23 protein-coding genes and 3 pseudogenes are annotated in these 23,821 nt (G+C 69.8%); 4 read left to right on the top strand and 22 right to left on the bottom strand.

Annotated features, from left to right (window positions below; all coding sequences use genetic code 11):
• Window positions 1-46 precede the first annotated feature (46 nt).
• Window positions 47-1,504: an alkaline phosphatase PhoX gene (locus AC6F7H_RS22790; protein ID WP_500758756.1), complete on the bottom strand. Its 1,458-nt coding sequence runs from the start codon at window positions 1,502-1,504 to the stop codon at window positions 47-49.
• A 177-nt stretch (window positions 1,505-1,681) separates the two neighbouring features.
• Window positions 1,682-3,130: a hypothetical protein gene (locus tag AC6F7H_RS22785; protein ID WP_500758755.1), complete on the bottom strand. Its 1,449-nt coding sequence runs from the start codon at window positions 3,128-3,130 to the stop codon at window positions 1,682-1,684.
• 294 nt (window positions 3,131-3,424) lie between these two features.
• On the opposite strand from AC6F7H_RS22785, the gene AC6F7H_RS22780 reads away from it, so the two are divergent.
• Entirely contained in the window at window positions 3,425-5,251 is a 1,827-nt protein-coding gene (locus tag AC6F7H_RS22780; protein WP_500758754.1) for a DUF8508 domain-containing protein, read from the top strand.
• A gap of 85 nt (window positions 5,252-5,336) precedes the next feature.
• On the opposite strand, the gene AC6F7H_RS22775 is transcribed toward AC6F7H_RS22780, so the two are convergent.
• From AC6F7H_RS22775 to AC6F7H_RS22760, 4 genes are all read right to left on the bottom strand, one after another.
• Window positions 5,337-5,738, bottom strand: coding sequence for a DUF3618 domain-containing protein (locus AC6F7H_RS22775; protein WP_500758753.1), 402 nt, complete (start codon window positions 5,736-5,738; stop codon window positions 5,337-5,339).
• Window positions 5,735-6,166 carry a phage holin family protein gene (locus AC6F7H_RS22770; RefSeq protein ID WP_500758752.1) on the bottom strand — a complete coding sequence of 144 codons (432 nt, stop codon included), beginning with the start codon at window positions 6,164-6,166 and terminating at the stop codon, window positions 5,735-5,737. The genes AC6F7H_RS22775 and AC6F7H_RS22770 overlap by 4 nt, the downstream gene beginning before the upstream one ends.
• Before the next feature lie 218 nt (window positions 6,167-6,384).
• A complete protein-coding gene (tnpB, locus tag AC6F7H_RS22765; RefSeq protein WP_500758751.1) occupies window positions 6,385-7,842 on the bottom strand; it encodes an IS607 family element RNA-guided endonuclease TnpB in 1,458 nt (485 codons plus the stop codon).
• On the bottom strand, window positions 7,839-8,417 hold the full coding sequence (locus AC6F7H_RS22760; RefSeq protein ID WP_500758750.1) for an IS607 family transposase: 579 nt from the start codon (window positions 8,415-8,417) through the stop codon (window positions 7,839-7,841). Before AC6F7H_RS22760 ends, tnpB begins: the two co-directional genes overlap by 4 nt.
• A 64-nt stretch (window positions 8,418-8,481) precedes the next feature.
• Between AC6F7H_RS22760 and AC6F7H_RS22755 the strand changes: the two are divergent.
• Window positions 8,482-8,784 (top strand): annotated as a pseudogene (locus AC6F7H_RS22755) (dihydrodipicolinate synthase family protein); the annotation flags it as partial.
• A 31-nt stretch (window positions 8,785-8,815) separates the two neighbouring features.
• Here AC6F7H_RS22755 and AC6F7H_RS22750 read toward each other — a convergent pair.
• Both AC6F7H_RS22750 and AC6F7H_RS22745 read right to left on the bottom strand, forming a co-directional pair.
• Window positions 8,816-9,553, bottom strand: coding sequence for an SAM-dependent methyltransferase (locus tag AC6F7H_RS22750; RefSeq protein WP_500758749.1), 738 nt, complete (start codon window positions 9,551-9,553; stop codon window positions 8,816-8,818).
• A 211-nt stretch (window positions 9,554-9,764) separates the two neighbouring features.
• Entirely contained in the window at window positions 9,765-10,739 is a 975-nt protein-coding gene (locus AC6F7H_RS22745) for a helix-turn-helix transcriptional regulator (protein ID WP_500758748.1), read from the bottom strand.
• Window positions 10,740-10,818: 79 nt separating this feature from the next.
• On the opposite strand from AC6F7H_RS22745, the gene AC6F7H_RS22740 reads away from it, so the two are divergent.
• On the top strand, window positions 10,819-11,553 hold the full coding sequence (locus tag AC6F7H_RS22740) for an alpha/beta fold hydrolase (protein WP_500758747.1): 735 nt from the start codon (window positions 10,819-10,821) through the stop codon (window positions 11,551-11,553).
• Window positions 11,554-12,574: 1,021 nt separating this feature from the next.
• On the opposite strand, the pseudogene AC6F7H_RS22735 reads toward AC6F7H_RS22740, so the two are convergent.
• Both AC6F7H_RS22735 and AC6F7H_RS22730 read right to left on the bottom strand, forming a co-directional pair.
• Window positions 12,575-13,084: pseudogene (locus AC6F7H_RS22735) on the bottom strand (DUF4158 domain-containing protein); the annotation flags it as partial.
• 45 nt (window positions 13,085-13,129) lie between these two features.
• Complete coding sequence (locus AC6F7H_RS22730; RefSeq protein WP_500758746.1) at window positions 13,130-13,705, bottom strand: M15 family metallopeptidase; 576 nt, start codon at window positions 13,703-13,705, stop codon at window positions 13,130-13,132.
• A 362-nt stretch (window positions 13,706-14,067) separates the two neighbouring features.
• Here AC6F7H_RS22730 and AC6F7H_RS22725 point away from each other — a divergent pair, with 362 nt between their 5' ends.
• A complete protein-coding gene (locus AC6F7H_RS22725) occupies window positions 14,068-14,409 on the top strand; it encodes a DUF6980 family protein (RefSeq protein ID WP_500758745.1) in 342 nt (113 codons plus the stop codon).
• Window positions 14,410-14,582: 173 nt separating this feature from the next.
• On the opposite strand, the pseudogene AC6F7H_RS22720 reads toward AC6F7H_RS22725, so the two are convergent.
• The 12 genes and pseudogenes from AC6F7H_RS22720 to AC6F7H_RS22665 all read right to left on the bottom strand — a co-directional run.
• Window positions 14,583-14,882: pseudogene (locus AC6F7H_RS22720) on the bottom strand (septum formation family protein); the annotation flags it as partial.
• Window positions 14,883-14,993: 111 nt separating this feature from the next.
• A complete protein-coding gene (dapD, locus tag AC6F7H_RS22715) occupies window positions 14,994-15,983 on the bottom strand; it encodes a 2,3,4,5-tetrahydropyridine-2,6-dicarboxylate N-succinyltransferase (RefSeq protein WP_500758744.1) in 990 nt (329 codons plus the stop codon).
• A gap of 53 nt (window positions 15,984-16,036) precedes the next feature.
• Window positions 16,037-16,579: a TetR/AcrR family transcriptional regulator gene (locus AC6F7H_RS22710; RefSeq protein ID WP_500758743.1), complete on the bottom strand. Its 543-nt coding sequence runs from the start codon at window positions 16,577-16,579 to the stop codon at window positions 16,037-16,039.
• Window positions 16,579-16,899, bottom strand: a complete 321-nt coding sequence (locus AC6F7H_RS22705; RefSeq protein WP_500758742.1) for a DMT family transporter — start codon at window positions 16,897-16,899, stop codon at window positions 16,579-16,581. Before AC6F7H_RS22705 ends, AC6F7H_RS22710 begins: the two co-directional genes overlap by 1 nt.
• A gap of 131 nt (window positions 16,900-17,030) precedes the next feature.
• A complete protein-coding gene (locus AC6F7H_RS22700; RefSeq protein ID WP_109380001.1) occupies window positions 17,031-17,363 on the bottom strand; it encodes a metal-sulfur cluster assembly factor in 333 nt (110 codons plus the stop codon).
• Window positions 17,360-17,824 carry a Fe-S cluster assembly sulfur transfer protein SufU gene (sufU, locus tag AC6F7H_RS22695; RefSeq protein WP_109380002.1) on the bottom strand — a complete coding sequence of 155 codons (465 nt, stop codon included), beginning with the start codon at window positions 17,822-17,824 and terminating at the stop codon, window positions 17,360-17,362. Before sufU ends, AC6F7H_RS22700 begins: the two co-directional genes overlap by 4 nt.
• Before the next feature lie 17 nt (window positions 17,825-17,841).
• On the bottom strand, window positions 17,842-19,098 hold the full coding sequence (locus AC6F7H_RS22690; protein ID WP_500758741.1) for a cysteine desulfurase: 1,257 nt from the start codon (window positions 19,096-19,098) through the stop codon (window positions 17,842-17,844).
• Complete coding sequence (gene sufC, locus AC6F7H_RS22685; protein WP_363035289.1) at window positions 19,095-19,859, bottom strand: Fe-S cluster assembly ATPase SufC; 765 nt, start codon at window positions 19,857-19,859, stop codon at window positions 19,095-19,097. Before sufC ends, AC6F7H_RS22690 begins: the two co-directional genes overlap by 4 nt.
• 7 nt (window positions 19,860-19,866) lie before the next feature.
• A complete protein-coding gene (locus AC6F7H_RS22680) occupies window positions 19,867-20,196 on the bottom strand; it encodes a non-heme iron oxygenase ferredoxin subunit (protein WP_109380005.1) in 330 nt (109 codons plus the stop codon).
• Window positions 20,193-21,374, bottom strand: coding sequence for a Fe-S cluster assembly protein SufD (gene sufD, locus AC6F7H_RS22675; protein WP_500758740.1), 1,182 nt, complete (start codon window positions 21,372-21,374; stop codon window positions 20,193-20,195). The genes AC6F7H_RS22680 and sufD overlap by 4 nt, the downstream gene beginning before the upstream one ends.
• A 58-nt stretch (window positions 21,375-21,432) precedes the next feature.
• Window positions 21,433-22,854, bottom strand: a complete 1,422-nt coding sequence (gene sufB / locus AC6F7H_RS22670) for a Fe-S cluster assembly protein SufB (protein WP_500758739.1) — start codon at window positions 22,852-22,854, stop codon at window positions 21,433-21,435.
• The gene (locus AC6F7H_RS22665; protein WP_500758738.1) at window positions 22,851-23,663 is read right to left on the bottom strand and encodes a helix-turn-helix transcriptional regulator; all 813 of its coding nucleotides are present in this window, start codon (window positions 23,661-23,663) and stop codon (window positions 22,851-22,853) included. The genes sufB and AC6F7H_RS22665 overlap by 4 nt, the downstream gene beginning before the upstream one ends.
• Between the last annotated feature and the right edge of the window lie 158 nt (window positions 23,664-23,821).

The following is a 23,821-nucleotide window of genomic DNA, read 5'->3' as shown; positions in this document are numbered from 1 at the left end:
GCGCTGCCCTCACCACCGTGATGGCGGGTGGCCCCGGTAGGCTGGTTCAGCCGCGCTTCTGGCGCTTCCAGGGGCCGGTGACGGCGAGCATGATGCCCGGTTCCTGGATGTTGGCGTACAGGGTCTTTCCGTCGGGCGAGAAGGTGACGCCGGTGAACTCGCTGAACTCCGGCTCCTGTTCGGTACCGATGTTCAGCTCGTTGCGGGCGATGGGGTAGGTGCGTCCGCTGTCGGTGGCGCCGAACAGGTGCTGCACGCCGTCGCCGTCCTCGGCGATGACCAGCCCGCCGTACGGGGAGACGGTGATGTTGTCGGGGCCGTCGAGGGCGCCGTCCTTGGAAGGGTCGGGGTTCACGCCGAGCAGGACCTTGAGGGTCACCGTGCGGCGCCGGGGGTCGTAGAACCAGACCTGGCCGTCGTGCCGGCCGGGGCTCTCCTCACGGGCGTACGAGGAGACGAAGTACGCCCCGCCGTCGCCCCACCACATGCCCTCCAGCTTGCGGCCACGGGTGATCTCGCCGGGTCCGAACTGCTCGCGCACGGAGACGGTCCGCGCGTCGCGGTCCGGTACGTCGACCCAGTCGACGCCGTACACCGTACCGGTCCTCGTGGCGCGGGAGAGGTCGTCGACGAACCGGCCGCCGGAGTCGTAGCACTTGGGCGCCTGGAGGACGCCCGCGTCGTCGGCGAGGACGCGGAACCTGCCGGGGCCGTGGCGGAAGTCCTTCGGCGGGGTCCAGCGGAAGAACAGGCCGTTGGGCTCGTCGGCGTCCTCGGTGAGGTAGGCGTGGCCGCGCCCCGGATCGATGACGACGGCCTCGTGGTCGTAACGGCCGAAGAACTTCAGCGGCTTGGGGTCCCGGTTGGCGCGCCGGTCGGCCGGGTCGACCTCGAAGACGTAGCCGTGGTCCTTGGTCATGCCGTTCTCGCCGGCCCGGTCGGAGTTCTCCTCACAGGTGAGCCAGGTGCCCCAGGGGGTGCTGCCGCCCGCGCAGTTGTCGGCGGTGCCGGCGATGCCGACCCACTCGGCGACGCTGCCGTCGGGACGCACCTCGACGACCGTGCAGCCGCCGGGGGCGCCCGGGTCGTAGACGAGGCCCTCGGCGAGCGGGACCGGGTGCTCCGCCTCGTCGCGCGGGCCGTCGATCTCGTGGTTGTTGACCAGGAGGGTGGTGCCGCGGGGGCCCTCGAAGGCGGCGGTGCCGTCGTGGTCGGACGGGGTGAACTCGCCGGACTCGAGCCTGGTCCTGCCCGTGTACGTGAGGATGCGGTACGAGAAGCCGGCGGGCAGGGCGAGGATGCCGTCGGGGTCGGGGACCAGGGGGCCGTAGCCGACCGCGGGGTGGCGGTGCCGGTCCTGTTCCCGCTCTTCCTCCGCGCTCTCGGCGTCGTGGGACGCGAGGGCGTTGGGTGCGGAGGCGAGGGCGCCGACACTGCCGACCAGTGCGACACCGGCACCGGCGACCGCGGATGTTCTGGCGAAGTCCCTGCGGGTGAGCGACATGGAGTCTCCTGTGGCGGTGAGTTGCCGTGGGGCCGACCTCGTACGTCGCCACGCTTCCGCCCACGCCTGAACGCCGGTTGAACTCCGCGGGGCACCCCGGCGGCCGCTTCGGTGAACCGCACGGGGCCACCCGGCCCCGTGCGTGCCGCACGGCCTGCCCCGAGCGGGGAGGACTCCTCAACCTCCGTGCTGCGACCGGGCCTTGAAGGCCGCCTTGCGGGCCTCCTTGGCGATCTTCTTGTCCGGGTGCAGCCGGCCCATCGCCTCCAGCACGTCCGCCGTGGCCGGGTGCTCCACCCGCCAGGCCGTGGCGAAGAAGCCGCTGTGCTGGCGGGCCAGTCCCTCCACCAGGGCCCGCAGTTCCTCGGAGTTGCCCTCGGCGGCGAGCTGCGCGGCGACCGTGTCGACGGTCAGCCAGAAGATCATCGCCTCGGAGGGCGGCGGGACGTCGGTGGCCCCGTGCTCGGTCAGCCACACCCGGGCCAGCCCGCCGAGTTCCGCGTCGTCGAGCACCTCCCGCAGGGCGGGCTCGGCCGAGAGGCCGACCAGCGACAGCGCCTGCTGGCACTGCAGCCGCCGCAGCGGGGCACTCTTGTCGCTCCCGCGCGCCGCGTCCAGCAACTCCCTTGCCGCGGCGAGGGGTTCACGCCGGGCGAGCCACTGCTCGGTCTCCGCGTGGGCCGCCGCCGGCGGGAACACGGCCGTGCCGTCGAGCAGCGCGTCGGCGCCCTTGTCCGCGAGGTCCCCGACCGCCGGTGCCTCGAACCCGGCCTCCAGCAGCCGGGCGCGCAGCCCGTACAGCCCGAGCGGGGTCAGCCGCACCACGCCGTAGCGGGAGACGTCGGTGTCGTCCTGCGGCTCCGCGGGCTCCTCGTCGCTTTCGACGTCCCCTTCGACCAGCAGCGCCTCGTCGACCGGCTGGTACTCCACGAGTCCGACCGGCGCCAGCATGCGGAACTGGTCGTCCAGTCGCATCATCGCGTCGGACACCTGCCGCAGGACGTCGTCGGTGGGCTCCGGCATGTCGTCGGGGACGAGCACGGACGCGGCCAGCGCGGGCAGCGGCACCGGTGCCCCGGCGGGGCCTTCCTCGCCGACGGTCAGCAGGTAGAGGTTGCGGAGCACCCCGTCCAGGAACTCCGCCTCGGCCTCGGGGTCCCAGTCGAGCGAGGAGAGGTCGAGTTCGCCGGATCCGTCCCCGGCGGCGATGGCGTCGACGAGCCCCTCCAGGTCGGGCACGCTCGCGTCGGCGAGCACCGTCTCCAGGGCGGCGAGCCAGACCGTGAGGACGTCCTGCGGCGAGCCTCCGGTGAGCAGCGCGAGGTCTGCACCCGCGGTGACGGTGCCCTCCTCCTCGTCGACCACGTCGACGAGGCCGGCGTCCACCGCGACACGCCATGCCTCACCGGCGTCGGCGGCGGCCTCCTCCCCGCTCAGGCCGAGCGCCTCGGCTGCCGCGGGCAGCTGCTCGTCGACGAGCCCGCCGCCGGCGTCGACCCGGGTCGCGGGTCCGGCCCAGCGGGCGAGCCGGACCGCCCGGAACAGCAACGGCGTGGACAGTGCTTCACGCGCCAGCTCCGCGTCGGGGTGCAGCCGCGCCGGCGGCAGGGGAGAGCTGTCTGACATCGGCTGTTTCTCCTAGGTGCTGTCCTCGGCGCCTCTTGCGACTCAACCGCTCAGCCTAGACGGATTCCCACCCAAGCCGCCCGCTTCACCTCTCCTTCAGCCGCCGTACATGGCCGAAACCTTGACAAGTGGCCTGGCCAGGCTGGAGATTGACGCGCGTAGAAAACGGCGGACGGCCGCGCACCGGGCCTGCACGCCCCGTACACCCCGCACGCCCCGCACGCCCCGCACGCCCCGCACGTCACACCTGCCACCCTCGCCCCGGCACTCATCACGTTTCCCGGAGGGAATCCGTTGCCGAGCAAGTCGTCCACGCGCCTCGCCGCGCTCACCGTCGCCGCCGTGTGCGCGGCGACCACCGTCACCCTCGCTTCGCCCGCGCACGCGGGGTCCGTGCGCATCCATGACATCCAGGGCGACACCCGGATATCGCCGTACGCCGGACAGCAGGTCACCGACGTGACCGGAATCGTCACCGGCATCCGCACCTACGGCTCGTCCCGCGGCTTCTGGATCCAGGACCCGAACCCGGACACCGACCCGGCCACCAGTGAGGGCGTCTTCGTCTTCACCGGTTCGACCCCCCAGGGGGTCGCCGTCGGCGACGCCGTCACGGTGTCCGGCACGGTCACGGAGTTCGTCCCCGGCGGTACGGCCTCCGGCAACCAGTCGCTGACGGAGATCACCCGCCCCACGGTCAGCGTCGTCTCCCGCGGCAACCCGGTCCCGGCCGCCACCAGGATCGACGCACGGTCCGTCCCCGCCGCCTACGCCCCGGCCGGCGACCCCGCCGCGAACGGCTCGGTCAACGCGCTCCCGCTGCGTCCCGACCGGTACGCCCTGGACCTCTACGAGTCCCTGGAGGGCATGAACGTCCAGGTCTCCGACGCCCGGGTGGTCGGCGCCACCGACCCGTACACCGAACTCTGGGTCACCGTGAAGCCGTGGGAGAACCGCAACCTGCGCGGCGGCACGGTCTACGGCTCCTACGACGCCCAGAACACCGGCCGCCTGCAGATCCAGTCCCTGGGCCGGGCCGCGGACTTCCCCGACGCGAACGTCGGCGACACCCTCGCCGGCCCCACCGCGGGCCCGCTGGACTTCAACCAGTTCGGCGGCTACACGCTCGTGGCGGGCGAACTCGGCACGCTGAAGAGCAAGGACCAGCGGCGCGAGTCCACCCGCCGGCAGCACACCGGTGAACTGGCGATCGCCACCTACAACGTGGAGAACCTCGACCCGTCCGACGACACCTTCGCCGCGCACGCCGACGCGATCGTGCGCAACCTGAAGTCGCCCGACATCGTGTCCCTGGAGGAGATCCAGGACAACAACGGCTCCACCGACGACGGCACGGTCGCCGCCGACGAGACGATGGCCGAGCTGATCGACGCGATCGAGGCGGCCGGCGGCCCGCGCTACGACTGGCGCTCCGTCGACCCGGCGGACAAGGCCGACGGCGGCGAACCGGGCGGCAACATCCGTCAGGTGTTCCTCTTCGACCCGCAGCGGGTCTCCTTCACCGACCGTGCGGGCGGCGACGCCACCACGGCCGTCGGCGTCACCAAGGTGCGCGGCAAGGCGGCCCTGACGCACTCCCCCGGCCGGATCGACCCGATGTCGAAGGCCTTCGAGAACAGCCGCAAGCCGCTGGCCGGCGAGTTCGTCTTCCGCGGCCGCACGGTCATCGTGATCGCCAACCACTTCGCCTCCAAGGGCGGCGACCAGAGCCTGACCTCGCAGAACCAGCCGCCGTCGCGCAGCTCCGAGACCCAGCGCCACCTCCAGGCGAAGGCGGTCCACGACTTCACCGCGAAGATCCTCAAGACGCAGAAGAACGCGGACGTCATCGCCCTGGGCGACATCAACGACTTCGAGTTCTCCCGGACGACGAAGATCCTCGAGGGCGACGGCACCCTCTGGTCGGCCGTCAAGTCCCTGCCGAAGAGCGAGCGCTACTCCTACGTCTACCAGGGCAACAGCCAGGTCCTCGACCAGATCCTGGTCAGCCCGTCGATCCGCCGCGGCGGCGCGTTCTCGTACGACAGCGTGCACATCAACGCCGAGTTCCACGACCAGATCAGCGACCACGACCCGCAGATCCTGCGCTTCCGCCCGTAGGGCGTGCACCGCCGCACCGAGGGTCGGCCGGACATCCCGTCCGGCCGACCCTCGGCCGCACCCGCCCGGCCCGCTCGGTCGGCTCTCAGTGCGTCCCGCGCCGCCGCAGCACCTCCATCCCGGCTGTCGCCGCCAGCCCGGCCACCGCCCCGCCTGCGATCATCACCGGCCACGGCTTCCGCGTCCCCACCCGACGGGCCTGCGTGGCGCTGCTCCGCAGCTGTACGGTCATCGCCCCGGCCCGGTCCCGCAGCTCCTCCACGCGGGCCCTCGCCTGCCCCTTGACGTCCATCTTCCCGGCCAACTGCTCCACCGTGTCCCCGAGTTCGTGACGGGTCCGTTCGATCTCCTGCCGCAGCTCGTCCGGCCCCTTGACCCCGCGGGCGGCATCCTGACGGCCCCCGGGCTCGATGTGGGACCCGGAACCGGTTGCTCCGGACCCCTCCACCTGTGCAGGCGCGCTCACGCCCTTCACGTCCCGCGTCATCGGTGCGCCCTTCCCTTGATCTCCTCCACGTCGGCCTTCACGCTGTCCAGCGTCCGCTCCGGCGTCGCGGGTACGGCCTTCCGCAGCTGTCCCCGGCCGAGCACGGCCAGCACGCCGGCGATCACGAACAGCACGGCCGTGATGATCAGCGCCCCCGCCCACACCGGCAGAACCAGCGCGAGCGCCGCCGCACCGGTGGCGGCCGCCCCGAGCAGTCCCGCGTACGCGAAGGCGCCCGCGGCGCCCAGCATGCCGCCGCCGCGCCCGGCACGGCGGCCCTTCTCGGCCAGCTCCACCTTGGCCAGGGCCACTTCCTGCCGTACCAGCCGGGAGACCTGCTCGGTGGCCTGCCCGACGAGCTCGCCCACACTGTGCTCGTCACGGCTTTCCGTGGCGCGGACCGGCCGTCGCTCGATGGTTGCGGTCACGGTGCTCCGCCTCCTCTCGGTCGGGAACACCCAAGTACCCACCCCGCACGACGGCTATCAAGCTCACCCATCCATCACCGATACTTAACAGTGGTCTGTAACAATTTTAAGTAGTGCTACACGATTGCTCAGGCGGACACTACCGCCATGACCGTTGCTTTGATCGTCAAGTGATCTCAGCAATCCCGGCGTTTCCGCCGGAATGGTCCGTAACGGTCTCACCCGAGCGCGAGTTGCGCGCCGGTGCCCTGTTGACGGTCTCCCGTTTCCGCCCCGGCCCGGGGGCCGGGGATTGCGCCACCTGCCCGCCCCGCCCCGGCCTCGCGGCGCGGTCGGGTGCTGCGGGTCTTCCGGTCGGCTCCACGGGGCTTCGACTCCGCCTTGGCGGGGTCCAGGTCTCCGGCCACTCCGGTACCTGCGGTGCGGGCCGCGAGAGCGACCAGGTTGCGTCCGGCGTTCGCATCCCGGTCGATGACCAGTCCGCAGTTGTCGCACTCGAAGACACGCATGCCGAGGGGCAGCTTGGCTTTCACCACACCGCAGCGGGAGCAGGTCTTCGAGGAGGGGAACCAGCGGTCGGCGACGACAAGTCGCGTGCCGCGCCGACGGGTCTTGTAGGCGAGCTGGCGTCGGATCTCACCGAACGCGGCATCCGCGACGCGGCGGGACAGGCGCCGGTTGCGGCCCATGCCGACGATGTTGAGGTCTTCGACGACGATCGTGCCGTACTCGCGGGCGAGACGGGTCGTCATCTTGTGGAGGGTGTCCTCGCGGAGGTTCGCGACCCGGTGGTGGATCTTGTTCCGCGCCCGGTTGGCCTTCTCCCAGCGCTTCGACGCCTGCTGCCCGGTGCGCCGGTCGGGGCCCTGCCGGCAGGAGACGACGCGGCTGGCGCGGCGCAGCTGCTTCTGCGCGCGGTCGAGGTGGCGTGGGTTGGGTTCTGCAGCGAGGACACCGTCGCTGCCCGCGAGGACGGCCAGGGTCTTGATGCCGAGGTCGATACCGACCGCCGCGTCCGGACCGGCGACCTTCACCAGCCGGTGCTTCTCCTCCACCTGCAACGACACGAACCAGCGGCCCCGGTCCAGACGCACCGTCGCGGACAGGATCCGCATCTGCCCGGCATCGACGAGGGCCCGCAGGCGAAAGGCACTCTCATGGAGGCGGACGCGGCCGATCCTGGGCAGGGTGATGTGTCGTCCGTCAGGCTCGATACGGATCGTTCCGGTGGTGAACCGGCAGGTCAGGCGCGCTTTCCGCTTCGACTTGAAGCGGGGGACGCCCATCTTGCGGCCCTTGCGCCTGCCGCTCTTCGACTTCGCGTAGTTGTCGAACGCCGCCGACGCGCCTGCCAGGCCGGTGTTGTATGCCTCCTTGGAGTTCTCCTCCCACCAGCCGGCGAAGCGCAGGCTGGTGCGCTTGTCCTCGTTGAACGCCTTGCGCAGCGAGGGCAGCGACCACGACCGCCACGGTGTCAACTCGTCCTCGGCAATGCCGTACGACTGCTCGGCCCTGCGCTGCCACCACACGGCGGTGATGTACGCGACCGCCCAGTTGTACGCTGCCCTCGCGGCACCCGCGTGCGAGTGCAGGCGACGGCCGGCGGTGGCGTTCGGGTCCAGCGCGAGCTTGTGCGCGAGGACGGTGAAGCCCGGTTGCGGCTTGAACTTCTTCATCCGGCCACCTGCGGGCCGATGGCGACGGCGACGGCCCGGGCGGCACGGTTCTTCGCCAAGCGCCGGCTGTACATGCGTGCGCACATCAAGGTCAGGACCTCGGTCATGTCCCGTACGAGGTCGTCGGCGGTCCCCGCCGGGTCAAGGACGAGCAGACGCCGCCCCGAGGCCGAGAGGGCGGCCTCCAGGTGCTCGACACCGAACCGGGCGAGACGGTCACGGTGCTCAACCACGATCGTCCCCACATCCGGGTCGGCGAGCAGCCGGTGCAGCTTGCGCCGGCGCCCGTCCACGCCGGAGCCGACCTCCGTCACCACGTCGGCGACCACCAGACCCCGGGACGTTGCGCCCTGAACGGTCCGGGCGACCTGGCGCTCCAGGTCAGCTTTCTGGTCACCGGACGCGACACGGCAGTACGCCACGACTCGCCCGGCGGCCTGCGGCACGGACTCGGTCACGAGCCATGTACCCGACGGCGTCTGGACGACCGGGACCGGCATACGACCCTCCCTCGCCCAGGTCCACGCGGTCTGGTAATGCACGCCGTTGCGCGCCGCCCACTCGGAAAGCTTCACAACATCAGGATATTCCCTGATGATGACTGATATCCACTGAAAGAAATAGGAACTGCCGTTCACCCTGTACGCGGTCGGCGGCTCGGAATACGTCAGTACGGTCGCGAACGTGGTCCCGGGCCACCTGCGCGGCATCCTGGACGCGTTCGACGCGGGCGACACGGCCCGCGCAGCCGACCTCCAGCAACGGGCCACCCACCTCATCGAGGCGATGATGGCGAACGGCCTCCCCGGCACGGTCACCACCAAGGCCCTCCTCACCACCCTGAACCTCCCCGCAGGCCCGGTCCGCCCACCCCTGCGCCCCGCGCCCCCCGAGACGACCGCCACCCTCAGGTCCCTCTACGAGGCCCTCGCGACAGACTGACCACCACCACAGGCGCAGCCCCGCCCAGAGTTCAGTCCCGCGTCGGACGCAGGACGAGGCAGACGAAGCCCAGCACGTCCCGGTAGACGCGCAACCACTGGTCGCGGTGGGTGGTGGCTGCCTCGAGCGCCTGGGTGCTGTCCGGATCGTCGGGATGGTCCAGGGCCCATGAGGCCAGCGACCCCGTCCAGGCCCACTCGTAGGCGTCGAGTTCCTGACGGGTGCTGATATGCCCCTGGACAGGCGTCCACCCGTCCGCGGCGATCCGGTCCAGCGTGATCGGCAGGTCGGCGAGGTCCCCGAACAGCTCGACGGCCTCGGGAGAAGGCTCACGGTCCCAGAATCCGTCACCGACCAGAACGCACCCCCCGGGGGCCAGGTGCTCACGCGCCGCCGCAAGAGTGGGGAGCAGGCCGCCGAAAGCGTGCGTGGCTCCCACGCAGAGCACCAGGTCGAAGGCGTGGGAGGCGGCGAAACGCGCAGCGTCCTGATGGTGGAGGGCCAGGCGGTCGTCCACGCCGAGCCGACTCGCGGCCTGACGCGCGTGTGCCAGCGAGCTCTCGGAGATGTCGACGCCCTCGGCCCGCAGCCGCGGATGCACGGCCAGGGCCCGCAGGAGCCACTCTCCGCCGCCGCAGCCGAGGTCGAGTACGCGCTCGGCACCACGTGAGAGACCACGTTCCAGCAGTCGGCGCACCGAGTCGTCATCGAGTGGGGCTGCGATCGGATGGTCCGCATGAGCATGCCTGGAGATCTGTTCCCGGTCCACGGGCGGAGCGTGACATGCCGGCGATGCACACGCACCTGATTTCCGCCCGCCCACCGGACCGGAAGCGGGATTCGACCATCCTCACACCGTTCTCCACGAGCGAGGTCATCGTGACGGAGCGTCAGGAGTCCGGCGATGACCCATCGGGCTCTGGCACCTTCACCTGCCGCGCCGTCTGCCGGTGTGGGCTCTGCCGCAGTAAATCCGGCATTTACTGCGGTAGTTCTTCCGGTCTCCGCTGGGCGGCTGCGGTGAGCTGGGCGGCCAGATCCTTGAGCGCCTGCCGTAGTTCGTCGGGATGGTGGATGGTGAAGGGCCACTCCAGGGAGGCGAGCATGTGGGCCATGCCGTCCAGCCGTTCTGCCCGTGCGTGCATGAGAACGCCGGTGGGCTGGGCGGTGAGGGTCACCGCTGAGCGAGGCAGCCGGCGAGCGATCTCATCGAGGGGGCCATGGATCGTCACCTCGACCTGCCAGCGGTAGGGCCCCTGAGCGAGGGTCGAGGTCAGGTGGGCCACGGGGTCGAAGCCGTCGGGTGCGGTGAAGCTGTCGGCTCGGGAGGTGACGGAGGCGATGCGGTCGATGCGGAAGGTACGCAGGCTGTCGCGGAGGTGGTCGTGGCCGACGACGTACCAGCGGCCGGTGTGGAAGACCACGCCGTATGGGTCGATGTCGCGTTCGGTGTGTTCCTGGCGCCAGGACTGGTGGCTGATACCGACGGTCGTGTGGGCGCGGGAGGCCTGGGCCAGTGCCAGCAGAACGCCGGTTCCGGGTGCCTGCCCGATCACGGCGTTGGCGGTGAAGGACAGGGTCTCCCGCATGGCGGCGAGCGGTTCGCGCAGGGCGTGCGGAAGCACCCGCTCGATCTTGGCCAAGGCACCGGCACTGGCCGGCGCGGCAGTGCCCATGCCCAGACGTTCTGCCGCGAGCAGGCCAAGAACGACGGCGAGGGCCTCGTCATTGGTGAGGACCAGAGGTGGCATGCGGTAGCCGCGGGCCAGTCGGTAGCCGCCGTAGCGGCCGCGTTCGGCCTCCACGGGGATGCCCAAGTCGCGAAGGTGGGCCGTGTAGCGGCGCACGGTGCGGACGTCGGTCTCCAGGCGGTCTGCCAGCTCCGCCCCGGTGAGCCGGACGTTGGACTGGAGGAGTTCCAGCAGGGTCAGCACGCGGGTGAGGGGATGCGACATGGATCACTCGGCATTTCAGGGCGGATTCTGTCCTGTATCGACCTTACGCTCCCCGCAGCACCTACTTCTGGGAGATCACATGACCACCTTCGTACTCGTTCCCGGTGCCTGGCTCGGGGCGTGGGCCTGGGAAGACACCGCCCGCGCTCTGCGCGAGCGCGGCCACGCGGCGCTGCCGCTGACACTGACGGGCCTGGCCGAGCACGCAGACCAGGGCGGACCCGAGACGGACCTGGACACGCACATCGCGGACATCACCGGCTTCGTCGAGCGGAACGATCTGCGCGGCGTCACGCTGGTCGCCCACAGCTATGCGGCTGCTCCGGTGACCGGGGCAGCCGGACGTCTCGACGACCGGCTGGAGCGCGTGGTCTATGTGGACAGCGCCCCGTTCGCCGCGGGCATGTGCATGCTGGACCTCATGCCACCGCAGGCAGCGGACCAGCTGCGTCACCAGGTCTCCGCTTCCGGTGACGGGTGGCGGCTGCCGATGCCGCCGTTTGAGGTCCTGGGCTTGTCCAGCAGCCTCGACGGGCTCGATGAGGGCCGGCGGGACGCTCTGCGCTCGCGTGCCACCCCTCAGCCGTTCGGCACCTACGCCCAGCGTCTTACCGGCCCGGCCGAGCCCGGTCCCGGTGTGGACCGTGTCCTGGTCGCGTGCCATGACTTCACGGGGCTGCTGGATGCCGGGGTGCCGATGCTGGCCTACCTGAACCAGCCGCCGTGGCGGCGCTTCGACCTGCCCACCGGGCACTGGCCGATGCTGTCCGCACCCACCGAACTCGCCGACATCCTCGACAAGGCCGTCTCCTGACCGCGCTGGCTGAGAGGCACAGCCCGATGCTTGACCACGAGAACGTCCGCCGGCTGCGGGCCCACGCCCAGGCCCTGGCCGGCGGAGCACGGGAGGACTCTGCCGAGGCGGTCGTCCAACGGGTCTTCGCCATCCAGGCCCAGGACGCCACAGCCTCCGACCTGGGCATCCGCGTACGCGGCCGGGACATCACCGCCCGGTCCCGGCCGATCTGCCCGTACAGCAGCACTTCCCAGAAGTTGCCGTGGTGGGCAGAGACCTTCTCAATCTGCTCGTACTGCTTCGTGAATCCACCGAAGCCCTCCACCGCGCGGGTGACCGCACCGAACCCGCCGGCCTGCACCACCTGGGCCTTCACCAGGGCGAGGACCGCCGGGGAGACCCTGCCCTCCAGCCGCGTCGCGACCTCGTCCACCGACGCCTCCTCGTCCAGGCCATCCAGGGCCCGGCGGACCTCGGCGGTCATGACCGCGGCCCTCGTGAGCGCCTCCTGGGCCGGGCCGCCCTCGTCGATGTGCTTGAGCACGGTGCGGTAGTTCCCGATCAGGGCCTCGACGATCTCCCGCTCCGCGAGCCGAATCTCCTCCAGCTCCGCCTTGGCCTTCTTGATCTTCGTCGCCACACGCTTGCAGAACATCGTCGCCAGGTCGTCCCGCACCCGCACCCGCACCTTGTGCGTCAGGCCCGCGACCAGCGCGATGCGCTTGACAGGGACGAAGTCCCGCAGCTCCGAGGCGTCCGCCTCTCCGGCGAAGTCGGTGACCTTCCCCGCGGCGACACCCTCCATCCACACATCGGTGTCGCCCAGCTCGTCCAGCCATTCCAAACGCCTGCTCAGGTTCTTGAAGTGCGACCAGGTCGGGCCCTTGGCGGGCTTCTTCAGCCGGTTGAACAGCGTCGTCCCGTTGCTGTCACGGTCCTCCAGCAGCCGCATGGGCCCCGCCCGCTGAGCAGCGCTCATGCGATCGTGGATGCCTGCGCAGATCGAGGCGTTCACCTCGGTGCGGATCTTCGAGGCCATCTTGTCGAAGGTCGAGAACCCCGGCAGCTCCAGACCGGCCTCCACCACCTTCTCCAGCGCGATGTTGATCAGGTCCGCCGGGCGATTCTTCGCCGCGGCCTCCTTGCGGATCGACTGCTCGATGATCCCCCGGGCCTTGGCCTGGTCGTACGTCACGCCGGCCTGCTTGCGGACCAGGCCCCGGTGGTGCTTGGCGGTCCGTTGCGCCCGGTACACCGGCAGCGTGCCCTCCGGCAGCTCCACCGCCCGCCGGACGAAGTCCACCACCATCTCCGGGACGTCCTCCAGCGCTGGGAAGCACCCCATACGCCGGTATGACTTCAGCATCAGCAGCAGGGCCAGCAGATGCTCATCGCAGTCCGTGGCATTGGCCGCCCACTCCAACTCATCGCGACTCGGGGAGAAGAACAGATGCAGCTCATGCGCGGTGATGAGCCGCTTGAACCGGGGATACGCGGTCCGTTCAATCGATGTCACAACCCACCCCAGGCCCCAGACGACGCTCAACATCACCACCAACGACACTGAGCCGAATGGGTGATGGTCGACTGGCGCTCAGGGCTTCAAGATCATCCCGTTGCCCCTTTGACGCGTATCTCGGTCACACCCCAGCACCCGCCGGTTGGCCCGCGCCTCGGAGCCGACTCCGCCGGCGTCCGTGTAACAGGCGCCGTCACTCTCCTCCGGGCTGGCGTTCACCCGGGTTCCCATGTCGAGTCCACGCCCGTCGGCGGAGATCAAAGTGAGGTCTACTGCGGCGCCGGCGCTGTGCGGCGCGATCTCCGGTGGCGAAACGTACCGGCTCGCGGCCTCTCGAACCTGCGTCGGTGACCAGTCCGGATTGCCGGCTCGCAGATGGTCGGCGTACCGCTCGAAGTAGAAGCGCTGCAGCGCGGGCGGCCTGTACCCCTCGACGAACAGCAGACGCACGCCGTCCGGAAGCAGTTCCTGTGCCTTGAGAAGACGGGTCAGAACTCCTTCCCGAAGATGCGCGAACGCCCCTGATTGATCGGCCTTACGGGAGTCGACGGCGAGGGATTCCTGGAGCCGGACGTCGACAAGCGGTTCACCGCAGTCGACCACCGGGATCGCCGCGATCTTCGGATCGGACATGAGCACGATCTCGTTCATGCGCTGATCATTGCCGCTCACCCCGCTCAACGGTGGTGCTCCTGCTCACCCTTGGCCAGAAGCCGTCGGCCCGTCCCCTCATGACGGCCTTCGCTACGCCATGTCTCGGACGACGCTGCACTACTCGTCCACCGACCCGGCTCTGAGGGTGGCCACAGGTCATCACCCAGCAATGGACGATCGTGGTTCATCGCGTGAGGGGATCTCACGGACGAAGGCCGGCCGGGCTTCTCCCCCCTTCGGCAACAGCCCCTTCAGCACCGCCCATTGCGCGTCTGTCAGTTCTCCACGTGCCACCCGGTGATCACCACAGACCGTGATCTACTTCTGGTCACGATGCCGATCGACGAGAAGCCGAGGTCATGACCGATCACTGCTGCGAGGCGATGGCCAGCCACGTGAACGTGTGCTGCGACCGGCACGACGACCCCTTCGCCTGCCCGGACACGCTGGTTGACTTCAGCGCCAAGTTCCAGGAGTACGGGCTGATCATCCATGACGGCGGCACGTCGAGCATCACGATCGACTTCTGTCCCTGGTGCGGACGACGCCTCCCCGAGTCGCAGCGGGACCGATGGTTTGACGAGCTGGAGCGCCACGGGATCGATCCTTGGGAGGACGAGGTCCCTCTGAATTCCAGGACGACCGCTGGCTCGCCCCTCTGCGGCAGGAGTAACGAACCAGCGGCCTCGGGCCGCTGCTGAAAACCGCCCCGGCCTTTCCGGCAAACCATGCCGCACACGAGGGGGCCGGCACACCCTCCCCAAGTTCTTCGAGCAGGGGACCTCCATCGCCCTGCTCGCCCGCGCTGATGAGGCACCGCCGATTTTCTGCGACCTGATCCGCCGAACAGGCCCTGGGCAGCGGGGCGGCAGCTTGCCCAGACCTCGGCCTCGTCCGCCGGGACGGTGGTGGCCAGGCCCAGTTCCTTGCGGGCGGCGACCGACTCGTTCGGGTCGATGTCGGTGAACGCCGGGTCGTAGGCGGTGTGGAACGCGTCGACGCCGGCGGCGTTCGCGGCCTTCGTCCAGTTCCCGGCCGCCTTCGTCAGCGTCGCGCGGAGCTTGCCGACCTCGGTGCCCTCGATGCCGCCCAGGCCCTCGACGTGCGCGTCGAGGGCGGCCGCGACGGCCTTGGCCTGCGCCTTGTGGCCGGCCAGGTCGTCCTCGACGGTGGGAGCCCGGCCCCTGTCCGCACACGAGCGCCCTCCCGGGCCGTTCTGGGGCCGTGGGAGGGCACTCGGTGCTGACCCGGTGCGGGACTGGTCAGGTGGGCTGGCTGCCGGTGGTCAGTTGTGGTTGTGCAGGACGTCGTTGAGGCCGCCCCAGACCGCGTTGTTCGGGCGGGCCTCGACCGTGCCGGTGAGCGAGTTGCGGCGGAAGAGGATGTTGGAGGCGCCGGACAGCGCGCGGGCCTTGACGACCTCGCCGTCGGGCATGGTCACGCGGGTGCCCGCGGTGACGTACAGGCCTGCCTCGACCACGCACTCGTCGCCGAGCGGGATGCCCACACCCGCCTCGGCGCCGATCAGGCAGCGCTCTCCGATGGAGATGATCACGTTGCCGCCGCCGGACAGCGTGCCCATGGTGGAGGCGCCGCCGCCGATGTCCGAGCCGTCGCCGATGACGACGCCCGCGGAGATGCGGCCCTCGATCATCGAGGTGCCGAGGGTACCCGCGTTGAAGTTGACGAAGCCCTCGTGCATGACCGTGGTGCCCTCGGCGAGGTGGGCGCCCAGGCGGACCCGGTCCGCGTCGGCGATGCGGACGCCCTTGGGGGTGACGTAGTCCGTCATCCGGGGGAACTTGTCGATGGACGTCACGGCCAGGTGCAGGCCCTCGGCACGGGCGTTCAGCCGCACCTTCTCGACGTCGTCGACGGCGACCGGGCCGAGCGAGGTCCAGGCGACGTTGGCGAGGAAGCCGAAGATGCCCTCCAGGTTCTGGCCGTGCGGCTTCACCAGGCGGTGCGAGAGCAGGTGGAGGCGCAGGTAGGCGTCGTGGGCGTCGACCGGCTTCGCGTCGAGCGAGGAGATGACCGTGCGGACCGCGACCACCTCGACGCCCCGGCGGGCGTCCGGCCCGATCGCCGCGGTCGCGCCGCCGCCGAGCAGCTCGGCGGCGCGCTCGGCGGACAGCCGCTCGGTGCCGGACGGGCCGGGCGCGTCGGAGAGTTCGGGGGCGGGGAACCAGGTGTCGAGGACGGTGCCGTCGGCGGCGAGGGTGGCGAGGCCGGCGGCCACCGCGCCGGTGGTGCTCTGAGCAGTCGTGTCGGTCATGAGGGCAACCTAACCAGGGAGGGCCCGGCGATGCGAACCGGCGTCGTGCCGTCTCAGGTACCGGAAATGACCCGGTCCAGCATCTCCCGCGCGTACGCCTCGTCGTACGGCGTGTCGGTCAGCAGTACCTGGAGGCAGATGCCGTCCATCAGGGCGACCAGGGCGCGGGCCGTGACCGGGTCCGTGCGGCGGGACAGCAGCACGGTGACGTCCTCGCACCACTCGGCCGCCACGGGGCGCAGCGCGGGCCGGCGCAGGGCGGCCAGATACAGCTCGTACTCCAGCTCGACGCCGGTGCGCTCACCGGCGAGCCATTCGCCGAGCAGTCCGGCGAGTTCGGTCGCCAGGTCGGTGCGCGTGTCCTCCAGGCCGCCGCGTGAGGCGACGGCCTTGGCGAAGCCCTCGTTCGCCTGGCGCAGCGCGGCGACCATCAGCTCGTCGAGGGTCTTGAAGTGGTACGTCGTGGAGCCGAGCGGCACGTCGGCCTCGGCGGCGACGCTGCGGTGGCTGAGCCCCGCGATGCCGCTCCTGCCGACCACCCGGATCGCCGCATCGATGATCCGCCGGCGCCGCTCGGGGTCGTACCGCCGTGCCATCAGTGCGCGCCGCCGAGGTTGAGCACGACCACGCCCACGATGATCAGCGCGATGCCGAGGGCCTTGACCGCGGTGAGCCCCTCCCCCATGAACAGGACGCCGATCGCGGCGATGGCGGCGGTGCCCACCCCGGCCCAGATGGCGTACGCCGTGCCGATGGAGAGGGTGCGCAGTGTCTGGGCGAGCAGGCTGAAGGAGACCACGTAGCCGAGCAGGGTCAGCAGCGAGGGCCAGAGTCTGCTGAAGCCGTCGCTGTACTTCATGGCGGTGGTGGCGCCCACCTCCGCGGCGATCGCCCCGGCGAGCAGCAGGTATCCCATGTGTACGAGCGTACACAGCGGACGGCCGCACAAGCACGGAGAAAGAAAAAGAGGAACGGCGGGTGATCCCCACAGGGGGATCACCCGCCGTTCCTCCGACGTGCGTGCGGCCGGGTCGGCCGTGTGTCGTCTCAGACGTTGAAGCCGAGCGCCCTCAGCTGCTCACGGCCGTCGTCCGTGATCTTGTCGGGGCCCCACGGGGGCATCCAGACCCAGTTGATGCGCAGCTCGTTGACCAGGCCGTCCGTCGCGGACTTGGCCTGGTCCTCGATGACGTCCGTCAGCGGGCAGGCCGCGGACGTGAGGGTCATGTCGACGGTCGCCACATTGCCGTCGTCGACGTGGACGCCGTAGATCAGGCCGAGATTGACGACGTCGATGCCCAGTTCGGGGTCGACGACGTCCATCAGGGCCTCGCGGACCTCCTCCTCGGAGGCCGGTTTCATCTCCACGGTCTCGCTCATGCCGTTGTCCTTTCGGCGTCGGTGCCCAGCGCCTGGGCCGTCGCGTCCTTCCACGCCATCCAGCTGAGGAGGGCGCACTTGACCCGGGCCGGGTACTTGGAGACCCCGGCGAACGCGACCGCGTCCTCCAGGATCTCCTCCATCGCGTCGTCGGGCTCGATCTTCCCCTTGGACTGCATCAGTTCCAGGAAGGTCTCCTGGATCGTCTGCGCCCTGGCGAGCTCTTCTCCGACCAGCAGCTCGTTCAGCACGGAGGCGGAGGCCTGGCTGATGGAGCAGCCCTGCCCCTCGTAGGAGACGTCTCTGATCGTCGTGCCGTCGTACTTCACGCGCAGCGTGATCTCGTCGCCGCACGTCGGGTTGACGTGGTGCACCTCGGCGTCGCCATCCCGCAAGCCCCGCCCGTGCGGGTTCTTGTAGTGGTCCAGGATGACTTCCTGGTACATCGAATCCAGCTTCATGCGATCGCGCCAGCCCCTCAGCCGAAGAAGTTCCGTACGTGCTCCAGTCCGTCGACCAGAGCGTCGATCTCGGCCGGCGTGGAGTACAGATAGAACGACGCTCGCGTGGTTGCGGGAATTCCGTACCGGAGGCAGACCGGCCGCGCGCAGTGGTGGCCGACCCGGACCGCGATGCCCTGCTCGTCGAGGACCTGGCCCACGTCGTGCGGGTGGATGTCCCCCAGCGTGAAGGAGATCGCGGCGCCGCGCTCCTCGGCCGTGGCGGGGCCGATGATGCGCAGGTCCGGGACCTCGGACAGGCGCTTGACGGCGTACTCGGTGATGGCGTGCTCGTGGGCGAGGATCTTGTCCATGCCGATGGCGCTCAGGTAGTCGATCGCCGCACCCATGCCGACCGCCTGCGCGACCGGCGGGGTGCCCGCCTCGAACTTGTGCGGGGCCGGGGCGTACGTCGACGAGCTCATCGACACGGTCTCGATCATCTCGCCGCCGCCGAGGAACGGCGGCAGGTCCTCGAGCAGTTCCTGGCGGCCCCACAGGACGCCGATGCCGGTCGGAGCGCACATCTTGTGGCCGGTGAAGGCCACGAAGTCGGCCTGGAGGGCCTGGACGTCCAGCGGCATGTGCGGCGCGGCCTGGGAGGCGTCGATGCACACCAGGGCACCGACCTCCTGGGCGCGGCGCACGATCGCCTCGACCGGGTTGATCGTGCCCAGGATGTTGGACACCAGCACGAAGGAGACGACCTTCGTCCTCTCGGTGATGACCTCGTCGATGTTGGACAGGTCGAGCCGGCCGTCGTCGGTGAGGCCGAACCACTTCAGCTTGGCGCCGGTGCGCTGCGCGAGCAGCTGCCACGGCACGATGTTGGAGTGGTGCTCCATCTCCGTGATGACGATCTCGGTCTCGTGGTCCACCCGGTAGGGCTCGTCGGCCCAGCCGAGCATGTTCGCCACGAGGTTGAGCGACTCGGAGGCGTTCTTGGTGAAGATCACCTCGTCGCGGCTGGGCGCGTTGATGAACGCGGCGACCTTGTCGCGCGCGCCCTCGTACAGCGCCGTGGCCTCCTCGGCGAGGACGTGCACGCCACGATGGACGTTGGCGTTGTGGCGCTCGTAGTACTCGCTGAGCGCGTCCAGTACCTGACGGGGTTTCTGGCTGGTCGCCGCGTTGTCCAGGTAGACCAGTTTCCGCCCGTCGTGGAGCTGGCGGTCCAGGATCGGGAAGTCCTTGCGGATCGCCTCGGTGTCGAGGAGGCCCGGCAGCTGTGTCACTCGGATGCGCCACCCTTCACGTAAGCCTCGTAGCCCTCGTTCTCCAGCTTGTCCGCGAGCTCGGCGCCGCCGGACTCGGCGATCCGGCCGTCGGCGAACACGTGGACGTAGTCGGGCTTGATGTAGCGCAGGATGCGCGTGTAGTGCGTGATCAGCAGGGTGCCGACCTCACCGGACTCGCGGACCCGGTTGACGCCCTCGGAGACGATGCGCAGCGCGTCGACGTCCAGGCCGGAGTCGGTCTCGTCGAGGATCGCGACCTTGGGCTTGAGCAGCTCCAGCTGGAGGATCTCGTGGCGCTTCTTCTCACCGCCGGAGAAGCCCTCGTTGACGTTGCGCTCGGCGAAGGCGGGGTCCATGTGGAGGCGCTCCATGGTCTCCTTGACCTCCTTCACCCAGTGGCGCAGCTTGGGCGCCTCACCGCGGATGGCGGTGGCGGAGGTGCGCAGGAAGTTGGAGACGGAGACACCGGGGACCTCGACCGGGTACTGCATGGCGAGGAACAGTCCGGCGCGGGCGCGCTCGTCGACGGACATCTCCAGGACGTCCTCGCCGTCGAGGGTGACGCTGCCGCCGGAGACGGTGTACTTGGGGTGACCGGCCAGGGCGTAGGCGAGGGTCGACTTGCCGGAGCCGTTGGGGCCCATGATGGCGTGCGTCTCGCCCTGCTTCACGGTGAGGTCGACGCCCTTGAGGATCTCCTTCGTGGCGTTGTCGGCCTCGACGGTGACGTGCAGGTCTCGGATTTCAAGCGTTGCCATGGGTGCCTCAGGACTCCTGGGTGAGGGAGGCGCGTACGTCAACAAGGACGCTGCCCCCTTCGATCTTTACGGGGTATACGGGGACGGGGCGCGTGGCCGGAAGACTGTCGGGCTTGCCCGAACGGAGGTCGAAGCGCGAGCCGTGCAGCCAGCACTCGATGTGGCAGTCGTCGACCTCGCCCTCCGAGAGGGAGACGTTGGCGTGCGAGCAGATGTCGTTGATCGCGAACACCTCGCCCTCGGTGTGCACGATGGAGACCGGCGTGCCGTCGAGTTCCACCCTTTTCGGGGTGTCCTCCTCCAGCTCGCTCAGCCCGCAGGCGCGTTGGAAGGTCATGCGACCGCCGCCTCCAGCTCCTCCTCGATCTTGGCGATCAGGCGCTCCTCGATGTCCGGGACGCCGATCTGCTGGACGAGCTCGGCGAAGAAGCCGCGGACCACCAGACGGCGGGCGTCCTTCTCGTGGATGCCGCGGGCCATCAGGTAGAAGAGCTGCTCGTCGTCGAAGCGGCCGGTCGCGGAGGCGTGGCCGGCGCCGACGATCTCACCGGTCTCGATCTCCAGGTTGGGCACGGAGTCGACGCGGGCGCCGTCGGTCAGCACCAGGTTGCGGTTCATCTCGTAGGTGTCGGTGCCCTCGGCCTTGGCCTCGATGAGCACGTCACCGATCCACACGGCGTGCGCGTCGTCGCCCTGGAGCGCGCCCTTGTAGGCGACGTTCGACTTGCAGTGCGGAACGTTGTGGTCGACCAGGAGGCGGTGCTCCTGGTGCTGGCCGGCGTCGGTGAAGTACAGGCCGAACAGCTCGGCCTCGCCGCCGGTGCCCGCGTAGGCCACCCGGGGGTGCAGCCGGACCAGGTCGCCGCCGAAGGTGACGACGACCGACTTGAAGGAGGCGTCGCGGCCGACGAGGGCGTTGTGCTGGGCGACGTGCACGGCCTTCTCGTCCCAGTCCTGGATGGAGACGACGGTGAGCTTGGCGCCGTCGCCGAGGACGTACTCGACGTTCGCGGCGAGCACCGCGTCACCGGTGTGGTCGATGACGACGACCGCCTCGGCGAAGGCGCCGAGCTCGATCACCTGGTGTCCGTAGGCGGCGCCGCCCTCGCCGTGCACCGCGATGCGGATCGGCTCGGTGAGGACGGTCTCCTTCGGCACGGTCACGACCGAGGCCTGCTCGAAGGCGGAGTACGCCTGGGCGGCGACGCGGTCGACCGGCTTGCCCGCCCGGCCGAGCCGCGCGTCGTCGCGGCCGACGGTCTCGACGCGGACGCCCTCGGGCACGTCGATGGCGACCTTGACGCCTTCGCCGGTGGCGGCGGTGCCGTCGTGCAGACCGCGCAGCCGCTCCAGCGGGGTGAACCGCCACTCCTCCTCACGGCCGTGGGGGACGGGGAAGTCCGCCACGTCGAAGGACGGGGGCGCGCTCATGCGGGTGGCGACGGTCGACTCGGCGGCCACCGCGATCGAGCCGGCGGTGGTGGAACCCACCGGGATGTTCTGAGCCTCAGCCATGGCTGTCGTAGTGCTCGCTTTCCTTTGCGTAAGGGGCTTGACGGAACGGCGTGGGGTGTTAGCCGACCGCGCCTTCCATCTGCAGCTCGATCAGCCGGTTGAGCTCGAGCGCGTACTCCATGGGCAGTTCCTTGGCGATCGGCTCGACGAAGCCGCGCACGATCATCGCCATCGCCTCGAACTCGGACATACCGCGGCTCATCAGGTAGAAGAGCTGGTCCTCGGAGACCTTGGAGACGGTCGCCTCGTGGCCCATGGACACGTCGTCCTCGCGGACGTCGACGTAGGGGTAGGTGTCGGAGCGGGAGATGGTGTCCACGAGCAGCGCGTCGCACAGCACGTTGGACTTGGCGCCGGGAGCGCCCTCACCGATCTCGATCAGACCGCGGTAGGAGGTACGGCCGCCGCCGCGCGCCACCGACTTGGAGACGATGTTCGACGAGGTGTTCGGGGCCATGTGGACCATCTTGGCGCCGGCGTCCTGGTGCTGGCCCTCGCCGGCGAAGGCGATGGACAGGGTCTCGCCCTTGGCGTGCTCGCCCATGAGGTAGACGGCCGGGTACTTCATCGTCACCTTGGAGCCGATGTTGCCGTCGACCCACTCCATGGTCGCGCCCTCGTAGGCCACGGCGCGCTTGGTGACCAGGTTGTAGACGTTGTTCGACCAGTTCTGGATCGTCGTGTAGCGGCAGCGGCCGCCCTTCTTGACGATGATCTCGACGACGGCGCTGTGCAGCGAGTCCGAGGTGTAGATCGGGGCGGTGCAGCCCTCGACGTAGTGGACGTAGGCGTCCTCGTCGACGATGATCAGCGTCCGCTCGAACTGGCCCATGTTCTCCGTGTTGATGCGGAAGTAGGCCTGCAGCGGGATGTCCACGTGGACGCCCTTGGGGACGTAGATGAACGACCCGCCGGACCACACGGCCGAGTTCAGCGACGCGAACTTGTTGTCGCCGACCGGGATGACGGTGCCGAAGTACTCCTGGAAGAGCTCCGGGTGCTCCTTCAGCGCGGTGTCGGTGTCGAGGAAGATGACGCCCTGCTCCTCCAGGTCCTCGCGGATCTGGTGGTAGACGACCTCGGACTCGTACTGCGCGGCGACACCGGCGACCAGGCGCTGCTTCTCCGCCTCGGGGATGCCGAGCCGGTCGTAGGTGTTCTTGATGTCCTCGGGCAGGTCCTCCCAGGAGGCCGCCTGCTGCTCGGTGGAGCGCACGAAGTACTTGATGTTGTCGAAGTCGATGCCCGACAGGTCCGAGCCCCAGTTCGGCATGGGCTTCTTGTCGAACAGCCGCAGACCCTTCAGCCGCAGCTTCAGCATCCACTCAGGCTCGTTCTTCTTCGCGGAGATGTCGCGGACGACGTTCTCGTTCAGACCGCGCTTGGCCGCGGCGCCTGCCTCGTCGGAGTCGGCCCAGCCGAATTCGTACTTACCCAGGCCCTCGAGTTCGGGGTGGGCAGTCTCCGTGGGGAGAGTCATGCGGGGTTCCTCCCGGCCGTGCTTGCAGATGCGTTGTGGGTGTGCGGCGAAGTCTTCTTCGCAGAAGTCTTCGAAGTCTGTGAGGTGCGTGCGGTCCTGGCGGACCGCGGCGCGGGCGTCGCCGCCTGCGAACCCTTCGGGATGAAGGTGGTGCAGACACCGTCACCGTGCGCGATGGTGGCCAGCCGCTGCACATGGGTACCGAGCAGCTCGGCGAAGAATTCCGTCTCCGCCTCGCACAGCTGCGGGAACCGCTCGGCCGCGTGGGCGACCGGGCAGTGGTGCTGGCACAGCTGCTCGCCCTGCTGCGGGTCGGGGGCGCTGCGCGCCATGGCAGCGTACCCGTCCGCGCTGAGCGCCTTGGCCAGCGCCCGGGTCCGCTCCTCGGGGTCCGCGGCCTCGACCGCCTCGCGGTACGCGCCCGCCTGGGCGGCGATCCGAGCGCGGGCGAACGCCGCGATCGCCTCGTCGCCGCCCCCCTGCTCGCCGATCCAGCGCAGGGCGTCCACGGCCAGTTTGTCGTACGACTGGTCGAAGGCGTCCCGCCCGCAGTCCGTGAGGGCGAAGACCTTGGCCGGGCGCCCGCGGGTGCGTGCCCCGTAGACCCGCCGTTCGCGTGCCTCCACGATTCCGTCGGTGGCCAGGGCGTCGAGGTGGCGGCGGACGGCCGCCTGGGTCAGCCCGAGCCGCTCGGCGAGTTCGGAGACGGTCGACGGGCCGTGGTCCAGCACGGACCGAGCGACCCGGTTGCGGGTGGACCGCTCACCGGTCGCAAGTTCCTCCTGGGGAGCCTCGCCAACCTTTTTCACAACGCCATTGTTGCGTAATTCATCAGGGCCGGGCAAGCCGCGTCCGATCACCCCCCGGGTGCACTGCATCACTTAGGTGAACCTAATCCGACCTGCGGAAACGATCTTTGACCGATCGGATCAGTGACTTCCGGTGCCGCTTCCGGCACCCTCCCGGG

This window comes from Streptomyces sp. MMS24-W38, assembly GCF_059889265.1.
This window is presented reverse-complemented; position numbering and strand designations above follow the sequence as displayed.

What these genes read in the sequence shown, in the direction of transcription:
- AC6F7H_RS22790 (WP_500758756.1), bottom strand. Translation starts at nt 1,504, where the DNA reads ATGTCGCTCACCCGCAGGGACTTCGCCAGAACATCCGCGGTCGCCGGT.
- AC6F7H_RS22785 (WP_500758755.1), bottom strand. Translation starts at nt 3,130, where the DNA reads ATGTCAGACAGCTCTCCCCTGCCGCCGGCGCGGCTGCACCCCGACGCG.
- AC6F7H_RS22775 (WP_500758753.1), bottom strand. Translation starts at nt 5,738, where the DNA reads ATGACGCGGGACGTGAAGGGCGTGAGCGCGCCTGCACAGGTGGAGGGG.
- tnpB (WP_500758751.1), bottom strand. Translation starts at nt 7,842, where the DNA reads ATGAAGAAGTTCAAGCCGCAACCGGGCTTCACCGTCCTCGCGCACAAG.
- AC6F7H_RS22745 (WP_500758748.1), bottom strand. Translation starts at nt 10,739, where the DNA reads ATGTCGCATCCCCTCACCCGCGTGCTGACCCTGCTGGAACTCCTCCAG.
- AC6F7H_RS22740 (WP_500758747.1), top strand. Translation starts at nt 10,819, where the DNA reads ATGACCACCTTCGTACTCGTTCCCGGTGCCTGGCTCGGGGCGTGGGCC.
- AC6F7H_RS22730 (WP_500758746.1), bottom strand. Translation starts at nt 13,705, where the DNA reads ATGAACGAGATCGTGCTCATGTCCGATCCGAAGATCGCGGCGATCCCG.
- AC6F7H_RS22725 (WP_500758745.1), top strand. Translation starts at nt 14,068, where the DNA reads ATGACCGATCACTGCTGCGAGGCGATGGCCAGCCACGTGAACGTGTGC.
- dapD (WP_500758744.1), bottom strand. Translation starts at nt 15,983, where the DNA reads ATGACCGACACGACTGCTCAGAGCACCACCGGCGCGGTGGCCGCCGGC.
- AC6F7H_RS22710 (WP_500758743.1), bottom strand. Translation starts at nt 16,579, where the DNA reads ATGGCACGGCGGTACGACCCCGAGCGGCGCCGGCGGATCATCGATGCG.
- AC6F7H_RS22705 (WP_500758742.1), bottom strand. Translation starts at nt 16,899, where the DNA reads ATGGGATACCTGCTGCTCGCCGGGGCGATCGCCGCGGAGGTGGGCGCC.
- AC6F7H_RS22700 (WP_109380001.1), bottom strand. Translation starts at nt 17,363, where the DNA reads ATGAGCGAGACCGTGGAGATGAAACCGGCCTCCGAGGAGGAGGTCCGC.
- sufU (WP_109380002.1), bottom strand. Translation starts at nt 17,824, where the DNA reads ATGAAGCTGGATTCGATGTACCAGGAAGTCATCCTGGACCACTACAAG.
- sufC (WP_363035289.1), bottom strand. Translation starts at nt 19,859, where the DNA reads ATGGCAACGCTTGAAATCCGAGACCTGCACGTCACCGTCGAGGCCGAC.
- AC6F7H_RS22680 (WP_109380005.1), bottom strand. Translation starts at nt 20,196, where the DNA reads ATGACCTTCCAACGCGCCTGCGGGCTGAGCGAGCTGGAGGAGGACACC.
- sufD (WP_500758740.1), bottom strand. Translation starts at nt 21,374, where the DNA reads ATGGCTGAGGCTCAGAACATCCCGGTGGGTTCCACCACCGCCGGCTCG.
- sufB (WP_500758739.1), bottom strand. Translation starts at nt 22,854, where the DNA reads ATGACTCTCCCCACGGAGACTGCCCACCCCGAACTCGAGGGCCTGGGT.